The sequence below is a fragment of the Pseudomonas sp. CVAP#3 genome (assembly GCF_018986375.1).
In the GTDB taxonomy this organism is placed as follows: Bacteria; Pseudomonadota; Gammaproteobacteria; order Pseudomonadales; family Pseudomonadaceae; genus Aquipseudomonas; species Aquipseudomonas helvetica.
This window is the reverse complement of the sequence record NZ_JAHMSC010000006.1, coordinates 125,732-139,392: the sequence shown is the minus strand read 5'-3', so window position 1 is coordinate 139,392 and position 13,661 is coordinate 125,732. Positions and strand designations below refer to the sequence as shown.

Sequence of the window (13,661 nt, the reverse complement as noted above, 5' to 3'; positions counted from 1 at the left end):
GCCGACTAACCTTCACCCAAACATCCCACACTGCGAGGCCCGCGCATGAACCGCGACAGTCGTCACCTGGAATCCGTCCTCCATCGCGACATTCCCCTCACGCGGGATATGGGCCTCAAGGTGCTCGACTGGCAATCACATCAACTGCGCTTGCAGTTACCGCTGGCGGCCAATTTCAATCACAAAAGCACCATGTTCGGCGGCAGCCTGTATTGCGGCGCGGTGTTGGCAGGTTGGGGCTGGCTGCATTTGCGCCTGCGCGAAGAAGGCATCGAGGGCGGGCACATCGTGATCCAGGAAGGCCGGATCAGCTATCCGCTGCCGGTCACCCGCGACGGCATCGCAATCTGCGCTGCGCCAAGTGCAGCGGTGTGGAAGAAGTTTTTGGCGATGTACCAACGCTATGGCCGGGCACGGTTGACGTTGCATACGCGGGTCGTCAACGTCGATAGCGATGAGGACGCAGTGACGTTTACAGGGCAATACGTGTTGCATCGATAAACCCTGTGGCGAGGGAGCTTGCTCCCGCTCGGCCGCGAAGCGGTCGTAATCCGGTAATCGCGTTCCATCTGAATACTCTCGATGGCTGATATTAGGGTCGCTTCGCGACCCAGCGGGAGCAAGCTCCCTCGCCACAAGGCTGTGGTGTGCTCAGGAGCGAGCCAGTTCCAGCAGCTTCTCGCGCCACGCGGCTTTGGCCGGCAGCGCCAGGAAAAACGCATTGCGCAACGACTCTCGCGCCGGATAGCTGAACGGCTCACCGCTCAACTCCAGCACCTCGCCACCCGCACCTTCGAGCACGCCTTGTGCCGCAGCCGTGTCCCACTGGGAGGTTGGTGCCAAACGCGGGTAACAATCCGCCGCGCCTTCGGCCAGCAGGCAAAACTTCAGCGAACTGCCGATATTGGCCAGTTGCAGCTCACCCAGACTGGCACTCAAGCCAGCGAGCAAGCGCTCCTGCTCAGGGCTTGAATGTCGACGACTGGCGACCACGGTGAACGCTTCGCCAGCAGGCAGTACGTCACGGACCTGAATCGGCAGCGGCGCAGCATCCTTGTCAGCACGCCAGGCCCCAAGTCCGGCGCCACCGAAGTAGCAGCGGCCATTGGTCGGCATCGACACTACGCCAAACACCACGCGTCCCTGTTCGATCAGCGCGATGTTGACGGTGAATTCTTCACTGCCGGAAATGAACTCCTTGGTGCCATCCAACGGGTCGACCAGCCACCAGCGCTGCCAACCGGCGCGCACCGATTGCGCAATGTCGGCGTCTTCTTCCGAGAGCACCGGGATGCTCGGATCAAGCGCTGTCAGCCCGGCCAGAATCAGATGATGAGCGGCAAGATCGGCGGCAGTGACCGGCGAATCATCAGCCTTGGCGGTCACCTCGGTACCGGTGCGCCAGAACGGCAGAATGACCTCGCCGGCCTTCAGCGCCAACTCGACCACAGGGGCCAGCAAAGGATGAACCTGGGGGAAATCACTCACGGTTGAAACACTCCACGCTGGGTCAATAGATCACGGGCCAGGTACAACGCCGCCAAGGCACGGCCCTCGGTGAACTGTGAATTCTGCGCCAGCGCCGCGAGCTCCCGCAGATTGACCCGGTCCACGCGCATCGGCTCTGGCTCATCGCCTTCAAGGCTTTCTTCGTACAAATCAGTCGCCAACACCACCTGGATTTTCTGGCTCATATAACCGGGCGACAGCGACAGCTCGGTCAGATGCTCCAGTTGTCGGGCGCCAAAACCGGCCTCTTCCTTGAGCTCACGCTCGGCTGCTGCCAACACATCCTCACCAGGTTCGATCAAGCCCTTGGGCAACGACAGTTCATAGGCATCGGTTCCGCCGCAGTATTCTTCAACCAGCACCGCGTGGTCGGAATCGAGCATCGCCACGATCATCACTGCGCCATACCCCGCGCCCTTGCCGACCAATCGCTCATAGGTGCGCTCGACGCCATTGGAAAAGCGCAACTGCACCTCTTCAACGCAGAACAAGCGGGTGGTGGCGACGATCTCGCGGGCTAATACTTCGGGTTTCTGGCGCATGGCGGCTCCTTGGCGTGAACGCGGTACTATAACGCGGCTTCCTTGATTGTTTATGTCGGATATCTTTTTACCGCTGGAGAAGTTTTCAATGCCATCACTGCCCTGGCGCGACATTGATACCGTTCTGCTGGATATGGACGGCACGCTGCTGGACCTGCACTACGACAACCATTTCTGGATGGAACACCTGCCCAGGCGTTATGCCGAGCTGCATGGTGTCAGTCAGGCCATGGCCGAGCTGGAATTGCAGCCGTTGTTCAAGCGCAACGCCGGTCAGTTGCAGTGGTATTGCCTGGACTTCTGGAGCGCTGAGCTGAAGCTGCCGGTGCGCGAGTTGAAACTCGAGACCGCCCATCTGATCGCATTACGACCGGACGCCGATACCTTTCTGGCAGCGATCAAGCAGGCCGGAAAGCGCGTGATCCTGATCACCAACGCCCACCGTGACTCGTTGTCGCTGAAGCTGGAAAAAGTCGAACTGGCGCCCTACTTCGAGCGGTTGATCAGCTCCCACGATTACGGTTTCGCCAAGGAAAATCCGCAATTCTGGGACGCCTTGCACGCAGACATCGACTTCGACCCAGGCCGCAGCCTGTTCATCGACGACACATTACCGATCCTGCGCAGTGCCCGGGATTTTGGCGTGGCGCATCTGTTGGCCGTGAGCCAGCCGGACAGCCGCAAAGAACCGAAAGACACTGCGGAATTTGCAGCGGTTGAGGATTATCGAGAGCTCATTGCAGGGCTCTGAGACCTTATCGCCTGCTTCGCGGGCAAGCCTTGCTCCTACGGACCGCGTAATCACGTAATCGTCTGTAGGAGCAAAGCTTGCTCGCGATGGCCATCACACGGTCTAGAAATCCACAGTGCCCGACCAATGACTCAACTTCGGCACAAGCGCTAGAATCGCGCCCTTTGCCTGCGCCACGGAGCGACGATGGACATCAAACAGCTGAAATTCCTCATCGCCCTCGACGAAACCCGACACTTCGGCCAAGCCGCTGCGCGCTGCCACATCACTCAGCCCACCCTGTCGATGCGCTTGCGCAGCCTTGAAGAAGAACTCGATCTGCCGTTGGTCAATCGTGGCCAGCGCTTCGAAGGTTTCACCGCGCCGGGCGAGCGGGTGCTGGCCTGGGCGCGCACCGTGCTGGCCGCCTGTGACGGCTTGCAGGCCGAAGCCGCAGCCTGTCGCGGCAACCTGGTCGGCACCTTGCGCCTGGGCGTAGTGCCGCTGTCGAGTTTTGATCCGCTGCCACTGATGCAGAAACTGCACGCCGAACACCCGAACCTGCGCTTCGAACTCTCGGCCTTGAGCTCCGAGCAGATCCTCGAACACTTGGCGAACAATCGCCTGGACCTCGGCGTGTCCTATCTTGAACGCCTTGATAGCGAGCGTTTCGACTCACTTGCCTTCAGCGAAACCCGCATGGGCCTGCTCTACGACCAGCGCTTTTTCAGCTTCGGTGAAAAGCCCTTGAGCTGGGAGGCTCTGATCGAGCTACCCTTGGGCATGCTCACCAGCGGCATGCACTTTCGCCAGTCCATCGACCACAACTTCCACAGCCGCGGTCTCAGCCCGCAGCCGTTGTTACAAACCGACGCGGTCCATCAATTGTTGCAAGCTGTGCACGGTGGCCTGTGTTGCGCAGTGATGCCACTGGAAGGCGGGCTCGAAACACTGACCGAGCATTTGCGCCTGCAACCGATTGAAAATGCGCAAACCCTTGGCCGGCTGGGGCTGATCATGCGCCGCGGTGCACCGCGCTCGGCACTGGCTGAAGCGTGTTTCGCGCACTATCAGAAATCACTTACGAGCTCTTGATCGACGCCATCTATCGGCAGATCAGTAATAGCGATTAGACGTGACACATTGACGCGCCTAGGCTTAAGGCTGGATAAACCGCCGGTAATGCCCCCATGAAAGCCAAGCGTCCGGTCTGCGGGGCGCCCGCCCTCGAAATGCCCAAGCCAGCCGCCAGTCAGAACTATCAGTATTGCAACCTCGACCATAGCGAATCAGCCAGCACCGCGCTCGCTGAGGAAGTGGCGTTGGCAATCGCCTACAACGGCATCAGCCAGGCGGTGATGCTGGTGACACCGAGTGACCTGGAAGACTTCATCGTCGGTTTCAGCCTGGGCAGCGGGATCATCAGTGACGTGTCCGACCTCTATGACCTGCAACTCAGCGGGTCCGGTTCGGCGCAGTACGCGCAGGTCAGTATTTCCAGCCGCGCGTTCTGGAACCTCAAGCAGCAGCGCCGGCAACTGGCCGGTACCAGCGGTTGTGGACTCTGTGGCGTCGAAGCGGTAGAGCAAGCCTTGCCGCAACTCAACGTATTGCCGGGCGCACCATTGCCCCCCGCACAATGGCTTGAAGGCCTGCGCCAGCGCATCGGTGAATTCCAGCCATTGGGCCAATACAGCGGCGCAGTGCACGCCGCTGTGTTCATGAACAACCAGGGCGAGTTGCTGCTGGGCCGTGAAGACATCGGCCGGCACAACGCGCTCGACAAGCTGATTGGCGCGCTGATTCGCCAGAACATCCCGATGGCAGGTGGACTGGTGATAGTCACCAGCCGTTGCAGCCTCGAACTGATCCAGAAAGTGCTGCGCGCCGGCATCCAGACACTGGTCAGCCTGTCGTCGCCCACCGGCCTGGCCGTGCAATGGGCACGCCGGCACAACCTCAATCTCATCCACCTGCCGCAAAAAAGTGCGCCGAGGGTCTACAGCCCTGCGACGGAGAACCAAGCGTGAGTCAACATCGTCAAGCCGACCAGAAACCCGTCCCCCGCTACAAGCCCTACAAAGGCCCAGCCGGTGGCTGGGGCGCGCTGATCAGCGTCGCCCAGGCCTGGTTGACCAGTGATAACGCGCTGAAAAACCTCCGCATAATGCTCAAGACCAACCAGAACGGCGGCTTCGACTGCCCCGGTTGCGCCTGGGGCGATTCTCCGGAAAAGGGCATGGTGATGTTCTGCGAGAACGGCGCCAAGGCGGTCAACTGGGAAGCCACCAAGCGCCGCGTCGATGCCGCGTTCTTCGCCAAGCACAGCGTCAGCGCGTTGCTGGAACAGAGTGATTACTGGCTCGAGTATCAAGGCCGACTGACCGAGCCGATGAGCTACGACGCCGAGACCGACCGTTACACCCCCATCAGCTGGGAAGCGGCCTTCGCGCTGATCGGCAAACATCTGCAAAACCTGTCGAGTCCGGATCAGGCCGAGTTCTACACCTCGGGCCGCGCCAGCAACGAAGCGGCGTATCTCTATCAGCTGTTCGTCCGCGCGTTCGGCACCAACAACTTTCCCGACTGTTCGAACATGTGCCACGAGGCCAGCGGTGTTGCACTTGCACAAAGTGTCGGTGTCGGCAAAGGCACCGTGACCTTCGACGACTTCGAACACGCGGACGCGATTTTCGTCTGGGGCCAGAACCCCGGCACCAACCATCCACGGATGCTCGAACCTCTGCGCGAAGCGGTGAAGCGCGGCGCTCAGGTGGTGTGCATCAACCCGCTCAAAGAGCGTGGCCTGGAGCGTTTCCAGCACCCACAGCACCCGATCGAAATGCTCACCAACGGTGACAAGCCGACCAACACCGCGTACTTCCGCCCAGCGTTGGGCGGCGACATGGCGCTGCTGCGCGGCATGGCCAAGTTCCTGCTGCAATGGGAACGCGAGGCGCAGCAAACCGACGCGCCATCGGTGTTCGACCACGACTTCCTCAACGAACACACCGTCAGCGTGCTCGACTACCTGGGCGAGATCGACGACACCTCATGGGAGCAGATCGTCGAGCAGTCCGGGCTGACCCTGGAACAGATCGAGCAAGCGGCGCGCATGTACGCCAAAGGCAAGAACGTGATCATGTGCTGGGCCATGGGCATTACCCAGCACCGGCACTCGGTACCGACCATCCAGGAAATCGCCAACCTGATGCTGCTGCGCGGCAATATCGGTCGGCCGGGCGCGGGCCTGTGCCCGGTGCGCGGGCACAGCAATGTGCAAGGCGACCGGACCATGGGCATAAACGAACGCCCTCCGGCATTCTTCCTCGATGCACTGGAGCGCCGCTTCCAGTTCAAGATGCCGCGCGAAAACGGTCACAACGTAGTCGAGGCCATCCACGCGATGCTCGACGGTCGCTCGAAAGTCTTCATCGGTCTGGGTGGCAACTTTGCCCAAGCCACGCCGGACAGCCCACGGACCTTCCAGGCCCTGAGCAATTGCGACCTCACCGTGCAAATCAGCACCAAGCTCAACCGCAGCCATCTGGCGCACGGTAAAGAAGCGCTGATCCTGCCGTGCCTGGGGCGCACCGACATCGACTTGCAAACCGAAGGGGCGCAAGCGGTGACCGTTGAAGATTCGTTCAGCATGGTTCACGCCTCCAACGGCCAACTGCAGCCGTTGTCGAAACAGATGCGCTCGGAGCCGTCGATCATCGCCGGCATCGCTGCCGCAACCTTGGGCGCCACGCCTGTCGACTGGAATTGGCTGGTGGCCGATTACCGCCGTATCCGCGAACTGATTGCCGACACTATTCCGGGCTTCAAGGACTTCAACCAGAAAATCGAGAACCCGGGCGGCTTTTATCTGGGCAACAGCGCACGTGCCCGGCGCTGGCACACTCCGTCGGGCCGCGCCAATTTCCGCCCGAACATCCTGCCAGCTGATCTGGTGCACGAGCGCACCCGCGCCACCGGGCAGTTACCAGACCTGATCATGCAATCGATGCGCTCTCACGATCAGTACAACACCACCATTTACGGTCTCGACGACCGTTATCGTGGGGTCAAGGGCCAGCGTGACGTGCTGTTCGTCAACGAAGCCGACATCATCCGCCTGGGTTTCAAACCGGGGCAGAAAGCCGATATCGTATCGATCTGGGATGACGGTCGTGAGCGCCGCGTCAAAGGCTTCACCTTGCTGGCGTTCGATATTCCCGCCGGACAAGCCGCCGCCTACTACCCGGAAGTGAACCCGTTGGTGCCGCTGGAAAGCATCGGTGATGGCAGCCACACACCGACCTCCAAGTTCGTGGCGATCCGCTTGGAAGCAGCGAGCGAGACCGGGCTGATCATGGCCAGGTTGGCCTGACACAAAGTCAAACCTCTGTGGCGAGGGAGCTTGCTCCCGCTCGGGTGCGTAGCAGCCGTGAACCTTGGGGCCGCTTCGCGACCCAACGGGAGCAAGCTCCCTCGCCACAGGACTATGTTCACCCACTTACTCAGTGTTGGAACACTTTCCAAACGCCCACAAAAAAGGCCGCTTTTGTATCAAAGCGGCCTGTCGCAAGTAGCTAAAGACCCGCGAAAATCCATTAAGTTCCGTCTATAAAACAATAACTTAGCAAATTGTGCACAAGTCGTGTTACTCGTCGGATTTCTATTGTAACCATCGCGACACAGCCTCAGGATCGCGCCGTCATCCCTTTGAGGCTCCTCTCATGAAGTTCTCCTCGATTCTCTTGTTGTCCCTTGGCCTGATCAGTGGCGCCGCGTCTGCTGGTGGCACCGCCGAGGCAGGTGTTGGCGGCGCATTGGGCGGGGTTCTTGGCTCAGTGGTTGGTCAATCGCTGGGTGGCAGCACCGGCTCGACCATTGGTGCAGCCTTGGGCGGCGCTGGTGGTAGTGCGGTGGGTGCCAACAAACACAGCCGTGGCGAAGCGGCCATCGGTGGTGCGCTCGGCGCAGCCGGCGGTAACGTGGTCGGCCGCAGCATGGGCGGCACATCAGGCAGCCTGATCGGCGCAGCCGCCGGTGGTGGTGCTGGTGGTGCGCTGGGTAACTACATGGGCAACCAGAGCAACGATGAAGGTCGCCGTGGCTATCGCGACCATGATCGCCGTCGCTACTACGATGATGATGACCACCGCGGTCGTGGCCATGCCTACGGCCATCGCAAGCATCACCACCGGTACTATCGCGACTGATACTCGAGTAGTGTCACGCAACGGACTCCAAAAAATCGCAGCCTTCGGGCTGCGATTTTTCGTTTCACACCACCAACCGCTCCAACGCCCCGCGTAACCCGGCAGGAATCGCCACCGGCTGATTCGAGGCCCGATCCACAAACACATGCACAAAGCGTCCTGACGCACAGGCGTCCGCTTCCCCGGCCTTGAACACCGCCAATTCGTATTGCACCGAACTGCTGCCCAACTTGCCCACCCGCAAACCGATTTCAATGCGCTCGGGAAAAGCGATCGAGGCGAAGTAATCGCACGCCGAACTCACCACAAACCCCACCACTTCACCGCCGTGAATATCCAGACCACCGACTTCGATCAGATAGGTATTCACCGCCGTGTCGAAGAAACTGTAATAGGTCACGTTATTCACATGGCCATAGACATCGTTATCGTGCCAGCGGGTGATGATCGGCTGGAAGTGGCGGTAGTCGGAGCGCTGGGGTATCGGGTTGGACATCAGTGTCGGTTCCTGGAATTGAACAGCCAGTCTAAGGCGAAAACCGCCCGGCCCGCTCCTACATGAGTGACAGTTCAGTCAGTCAGTCAGATTCGCTTCGGCCCACTCGCGTACCTCGGCATATGGATAATCCTCCAGCGCTGCAAACCCCGGAATCGCTCGCGCCTTGAGCTTGGTAAACAACGGCACGCTGATACCGCACAAGAATCGCGTCAGCCGTTCCGCACCCGGTAGATCGCCGTTGTACGCCTCATGCCTGTGGATAAAGTCGCTACACAGCGACTCGAAGTTTTTATCCACAAGCGCCGGCAGCTCAGGCGGTTCCGGCAGACGGGCAACCTGCCCATGACACACCGAACAATGCCCGCACTGCTGAGGCGCATTGTCGTCGCCGAAGTACTGCGCCAATCGATAACCCAGGCAGTGCTCGGTGGCGAACAGATCGAGCATCGCGTGGATGCGAGCGATTTCGGTGCGCTCATGGCGCGTGAAGTAGCCATGTAACTGGGTGCTCAACGCCAGGGCATCGAAGTCCGTCATCAGCAGGCTGTAGACCTCGGTCATCTGCTTGCTTTCCAGCTCGACCCAACCCTTCTCCTGGAAGTAATCCAGCGCCTTGACCACCCGGTTGCGCTCGGCTTGATGCTGTTGGTACAGCGCCTCGAAATTCACCGTGGCCCAGGTTCGCGCACGGCTGGAGGTCTGGATGATCGCCTCGACGAAGTCCCGTCGCTCGCCTTCAAAGCGCGCCAGCAAGGCTTCAGGCTCCAGCAGGAACTTGAAACGGTACTCGGCAAAGTAGGCGTAACGCGGTGCGATCAAGCCTTTGAGTTCAAGCTGCACCAGCAAGGTCTTGAGCGGTAGTTGGCGAATATTGCTCTGGTCGGCCAGCGGTCCCAGCAAAAACTCCCATTGCCCATCCGGTGCGGCCGCTTGCAATTCGTCGAGCACACAGCGGATTCCATCCAGCTCCGGCGTATCGCCGTACACAAAGTTTTCCAACACATTGAGGCTGTCGCGGTTGGCCAGCACCAGGCAGTCGGAAGGCTGCCCGTCGCGCCCGGCGCGGCCGATTTCCTGACTGTAGTTTTCGATGGATTTCGGCAGGTCGAAATGCACCACGTTGCGGATGTCGCTCTTGTCGATGCCCATGCCGAACGCGATGGTGGCGACGATGCAATTGGACTGCCCGCCCATGAACCGACGCTGAATGGCTTCCCGCTGTTCATGGGGTAAACCGGCGTGATAGGCCTCGGCCTGAAGACCGTTCTGGCTCAGGTGCTGGGCAATCTGCTCGGCGGTTTTCTGCAAGGTCACGTAGACGATGCTCGGCTGCCCGGCACGCTGGCCCATCCACTCCACCAGACGCCGGCGCTTGTCCTGGCCACGCACCGGTTCAACCAGTAAATTCAGGTTGGGGCGATAGAAACCGGTGGTCACCACATCGTTCGCCGCGATGGCGAATTTCGCCTGCATGTCGGCGATCACTTTGGGCGTGGCAGTGGCTGTCAGTAGCAAGGCTTGCGGGATATTGAATTGGCGCTGGTAGTCCGGCAGTTTCAAATAGTCGGGCCTGAAGTTGTGGCCCCACTCGGAGATACAGTGCGCCTCGTCCACCACCAGCAACGAGATCGGCACTTGCTGCAAAAAGTTGCGAAAGCGCTCGTTCTTCAAGCGCTCCACGGAAATCATCAGGATCTTCAATTCGCCGGAACGCGCCCGCGCCATCACCTCGTTGGCATCATCGCGGCTCTGCGCCGAATCGATACTCGCCGCCGCAATGCCGTGGCGCTGCAAGAACGCCAATTGGTCCTGCATCAACGCCAGCAACGGCGACACCACCAGTGTCAGGTGCGGCAGCAACAAGGCCGGCAACTGATAGCACAAGGATTTGCCGGAGCCGGTCGGGAAAATCGCCGCCGCCGAGCGCCCGGCCAACACTGCACTGACCGCCGCCTCCTGGCCGGGCCGGAACTGTGGATAACCAAAAACCTGTTCAAGGGTGTTGTGCATAAGCTGTCACTCCGTTGACCGCTGCCATGCCGAAAGCCTAGCCGGCCAAAGCAGCGAGTCGAGAAAAGGTCGGGCGCAAAAGAGATACGGGATGATACAGGGAGGGCGTGTCGCAAGAGCACCGATCGTTCCGCGCCGGGCGTGGAACGATCGTAAACGAAAGACTCGGGCCTATTGCTGCGCCCGACAGTCTACCCACTTCACACCGTTGCGCTGATTCGCCGCAATCAACGCGGGAATGGCTTTCGGTGCCTTGTCGTGGATGTCATGGAACAGGATGATCCCGCGGCGCCAGAGCAGCATCAGGGTCTGCACACGTTGGGTCGCGGCGTCTGCGTTGATCTGTTTGCTCCAGTCCTGGGAGTCGATGCCCCAAAGCATCACTTTCAGCCCCTGAGCCTTGAAAAACCCGGCGCTGTCGCTGCGACGCTGGCCATAAGGCGGGCGAAACAACGACTGATAGTCATCCGGAACCGTACCGCGCACCAACGTCACCGAACGGTTGATCGACGACTGCCACTCGCTCCAGGCGCTGTGGGATTTGTGCTCCCAGCCATGCAGGGCAACGCACTGGCCTCGGTACAACTCGCGCATTTTGTCTGGCGAAGATTTACGCAAGCGTGCCTGAAAGGGCTCGCCGAGCACAAAGAACACGCCGTGCAAATCGTTGGCCCGCAGCACATTGGCCACGGTATCGGTTTGCTTGTCGATGCTGCTCGGGCCATCGTCGAACGTCAGCAGAAACTGCCGGTCAGCCAACTCATCACCCGTCAGTTCGGCACTGTCGAAGCGCTCGATCTCGCTGCTGATCGTCGGGAACAACGCGGCCAGACGCAGTTGCTCGTTCAAATACTGCTCGTGAAATACCCGGCTGACCGAAGCCCATGCGGCATAGGCCGGGACGACCTCGCCGGTGAAGCTAGCCGCCTGCTGACGCAAATCGTCGAGACCACGCACCTGTGGACAAAACAGCTCGGCCTCGCAGTTCTGGCTGGCGCTGCGGTAGTTGCTCAACAGCCGGTCCCAGAAACGCTGGCGCACCTGCTCCACGGATTTGAACTCGACTTGCTTCACACCCAAACGCTGCTTGAGGGCGTTTTCGTCCAGTGCTTCGCTGGCCAGCAACGCCTTGCCGAACATCAGCATCTCGGCGCGCGAGGCCGTATCGAAACCCGCCTCAGTGGCCAGCGAGCCTGGCCAGCCGCCGCGATCAATCGTCGCGAACACCGCCGCACCCACCGCATATGCAGTGTTTGCCCACAGGCAACCGAGCAGTAAAAACGTAAAAACCCGCAACCGCATACCCAGCTCCTTAAATGCACAACGCGCCGATAGCGGCGCGTTGTGGGGTCAACTCAACGCAAACCGATCAGCGGTTTTGCACGCGCTCGATCGCCTTGTCATACACAGGGTTGGCTTTTTGCTGCTTGGCCAACTGGTAATGACGCAATGCGTCGGGGAACTGATTCGCCGCTTCATAGATACGGGCGATGTTGTAGTAGGAACTGGCGCGAACAGTGGCAGCCGAATTGCCGCTGGCCAGAGCGATAGCCTTGCGGTTGGCCCAGATCGACTCGGCAGTGTTGCCGGCCTTCTGATACGCCAGACCCAGGTTGCTGTAGGCCTGACCGAAACCATTGTTCAGTTCGATAGCCTGACGATAGAAGTCGATCGCCTGCGGCAGGTCGCCGGCGTGGTAGGCCGCTTCGCCTTTCTGGTTCAGGCTTTTCGCATCCGACAGTGCCGAAGCACTGACCGCCACGGCAGTGACGGCCACGCTGTCATTGAGCAACGGCGAGACTTCGTTCAATACGTTCTTGGCATCGACCTGCGAGCCCGTGAAGTTGTTGATGTCCTGGAAATCGCCGCTGCCGGTCATGCGGAATACGGTCCACAGGTTGCCACTGCGGTTTTGCGGCACGTAGTAAGTGCGTACCAGCGATTGGCCCATGTACACGAACACTTTGGCCTGGCTGTTGGAGAGTGCACGCGAGCTTGGGTTGCCGCCGTTACTGAAGTCATGCACGGCGTAGACATAGCTCTCGCCGAAGTGCTTCTTCTCCAGGGTGATGGTTTCCGGACCATAGCTGGTGGTGTTATCGACATCCAGATGAGCGTCGGTACCCTGCTTGCTGCCGAAGTAGATGTTGTTGCCAGGGAAGATCATGTGCGAGTCAAGGTCCCGCGGGGTTGCGCCCCAGGTCAGCACCACACGCAGACCGTCGAGGTTGGTCATCACCGGGCTGACGGCATAGGTCATGCCCTTGCACGGGCACTTGACCACCAGGTTGGAATAACCCGGCTTCTTGATGATCAGCAGGTTGCTGGCGTCATCGGCAAAATCAGCGGTCAGGCTGACCTGGCCCTGAGCATTGGTACGCCCCACCACGTTCTGCGCGCCATTGCGTTGCAACAGCACTTCAGCGTCGGCGATCTTCTGATCCTTGACCACCGCACTCAACACCTCGATCGGCAGTTGTTCAGCCTGCGCCGAGCCAAACGCGGCCCACAGTGAAAAAATCGAAGCCATACGAAGCAAACGCATACCTAATTCCCTTTAAGTGTTTAAACAGACGTCTAGAAAGGTCCTACGGATTCTGGCGCGCACCATACAGAAATTTGCCGCGTTTCACCTGACAATTGCGTAGGAAATTCGACCTCTAGGGGATTCGCTGAAAAAAACCTCGGGCGGTGCGTAGTCCCCAGCCTTAAGATCAAGTAAACCCCCTACAAAACCTGTCCATTCGGGCTGTCTTGCGAGACTTCGGGATCGGGTTCTATAGTTTGCAGCGCGGCTAAACCCCGTGTGTCGGCCTGCAGAAGCGACGCCGCGACTTCCTACAGGACACGTTCAATGAACCCGCTCGATCCGTCTAACAATCGCTATCGCCCACTCAAAACCAGCTACAGCGAAACCCCGGCTCTGGTCATCGACACCGAGGCCAACCCCCACGCCATCCTGGACGCCGCCCGACAACGCATCCGCGCCTCCAGCGACCTGCTCGAAACCCTGTATTGCCTGTGCTTCAAGCAAGCGGATGTGAAAGACATTCCGAATATCGTCAACGCGCTTTATCTGCTGACTCAGGATGGGAGTGAATTGCTTGAGGTGGCACGGCAGCGGATGACGAGGTGAAAACGTAGCCAATAAAGGATCTCTC

The 13,661-nt window shown here is 59.9% G+C and carries 13 protein-coding genes; 7 read left to right on the top strand and 6 right to left on the bottom strand.

Going from position 1 to position 13,661, the window contains the following annotated elements:
- Positions 1-45 precede the first annotated feature (45 nt).
- On the top strand, positions 46-501 hold the full coding sequence (locus tag KRR23_RS12895) for a thioesterase domain-containing protein (RefSeq protein WP_216742806.1): 456 nt from the start codon (positions 46-48) through the stop codon (positions 499-501).
- Between the two features lie 150 nt (positions 502-651).
- Here the strand turns inward: KRR23_RS12895 and cysQ are convergent, their stop codons facing one another.
- Together cysQ and nudE are read right to left on the bottom strand one after the other, a co-directional pair.
- Positions 652-1,488, bottom strand: coding sequence for a 3'(2'),5'-bisphosphate nucleotidase CysQ (gene cysQ / locus KRR23_RS12890; protein WP_216742805.1), 837 nt, complete (start codon positions 1,486-1,488; stop codon positions 652-654).
- Entirely contained in the window at positions 1,485-2,051 is a 567-nt protein-coding gene (gene nudE / locus KRR23_RS12885) for an ADP compounds hydrolase NudE (protein WP_123581516.1), read from the bottom strand. Before nudE ends, cysQ begins: the two co-directional genes overlap by 4 nt.
- Positions 2,052-2,139: 88 nt before the next feature.
- Here nudE and yrfG point away from each other — a divergent pair, with 88 nt between their 5' ends.
- From yrfG to KRR23_RS12860, 5 genes are all read left to right on the top strand, one after another.
- Positions 2,140-2,802: a GMP/IMP nucleotidase gene (gene yrfG / locus KRR23_RS12880; RefSeq protein WP_216742804.1), complete on the top strand. Its 663-nt coding sequence runs from the start codon at positions 2,140-2,142 to the stop codon at positions 2,800-2,802.
- A gap of 186 nt (positions 2,803-2,988) precedes the next feature.
- A complete protein-coding gene (locus KRR23_RS12875) occupies positions 2,989-3,876 on the top strand; it encodes a LysR family transcriptional regulator (protein WP_216742803.1) in 888 nt (295 codons plus the stop codon).
- A gap of 95 nt (positions 3,877-3,971) precedes the next feature.
- Complete coding sequence (fdhD, locus tag KRR23_RS12870) at positions 3,972-4,811, top strand: formate dehydrogenase accessory sulfurtransferase FdhD (RefSeq protein ID WP_216742802.1); 840 nt, start codon at positions 3,972-3,974, stop codon at positions 4,809-4,811.
- On the top strand, positions 4,808-7,156 hold the full coding sequence (locus KRR23_RS12865; RefSeq protein ID WP_216742801.1) for an FdhF/YdeP family oxidoreductase: 2,349 nt from the start codon (positions 4,808-4,810) through the stop codon (positions 7,154-7,156). The genes fdhD and KRR23_RS12865 overlap by 4 nt, the downstream gene beginning before the upstream one ends.
- 349 nt (positions 7,157-7,505) lie before the next feature.
- Positions 7,506-7,991 (top strand): glycine zipper domain-containing protein, encoded by a 486-nt coding sequence (locus KRR23_RS12860; protein WP_216742800.1) that lies wholly within the window; start codon positions 7,506-7,508, stop codon positions 7,989-7,991.
- Between the two features lie 64 nt (positions 7,992-8,055).
- On the opposite strand, the gene KRR23_RS12855 is transcribed toward KRR23_RS12860, so the two are convergent.
- From KRR23_RS12855 to KRR23_RS12840, 4 genes are all read right to left on the bottom strand, one after another.
- Complete coding sequence (locus tag KRR23_RS12855) at positions 8,056-8,487, bottom strand: thioesterase family protein (protein WP_216742799.1); 432 nt, start codon at positions 8,485-8,487, stop codon at positions 8,056-8,058.
- 78 nt (positions 8,488-8,565) lie between these two features.
- Positions 8,566-10,500 carry an ATP-dependent DNA helicase RecQ gene (locus KRR23_RS12850; RefSeq protein WP_216742798.1) on the bottom strand — a complete coding sequence of 645 codons (1,935 nt, stop codon included), beginning with the start codon at positions 10,498-10,500 and terminating at the stop codon, positions 8,566-8,568.
- A gap of 171 nt (positions 10,501-10,671) precedes the next feature.
- Positions 10,672-11,802: a polysaccharide deacetylase family protein gene (locus tag KRR23_RS12845; protein ID WP_216742797.1), complete on the bottom strand. Its 1,131-nt coding sequence runs from the start codon at positions 11,800-11,802 to the stop codon at positions 10,672-10,674.
- Positions 11,803-11,869: 67 nt separating this feature from the next.
- Positions 11,870-13,045, bottom strand: a complete 1,176-nt coding sequence (locus tag KRR23_RS12840) for a tetratricopeptide repeat protein (RefSeq protein WP_216742796.1) — start codon at positions 13,043-13,045, stop codon at positions 11,870-11,872.
- A gap of 309 nt (positions 13,046-13,354) precedes the next feature.
- Between KRR23_RS12840 and KRR23_RS12835 the strand changes: the two genes are divergently transcribed.
- A complete protein-coding gene (locus KRR23_RS12835; RefSeq protein WP_216742795.1) occupies positions 13,355-13,636 on the top strand; it encodes a hypothetical protein in 282 nt (93 codons plus the stop codon).
- Positions 13,637-13,661 lie beyond the last annotated feature (25 nt).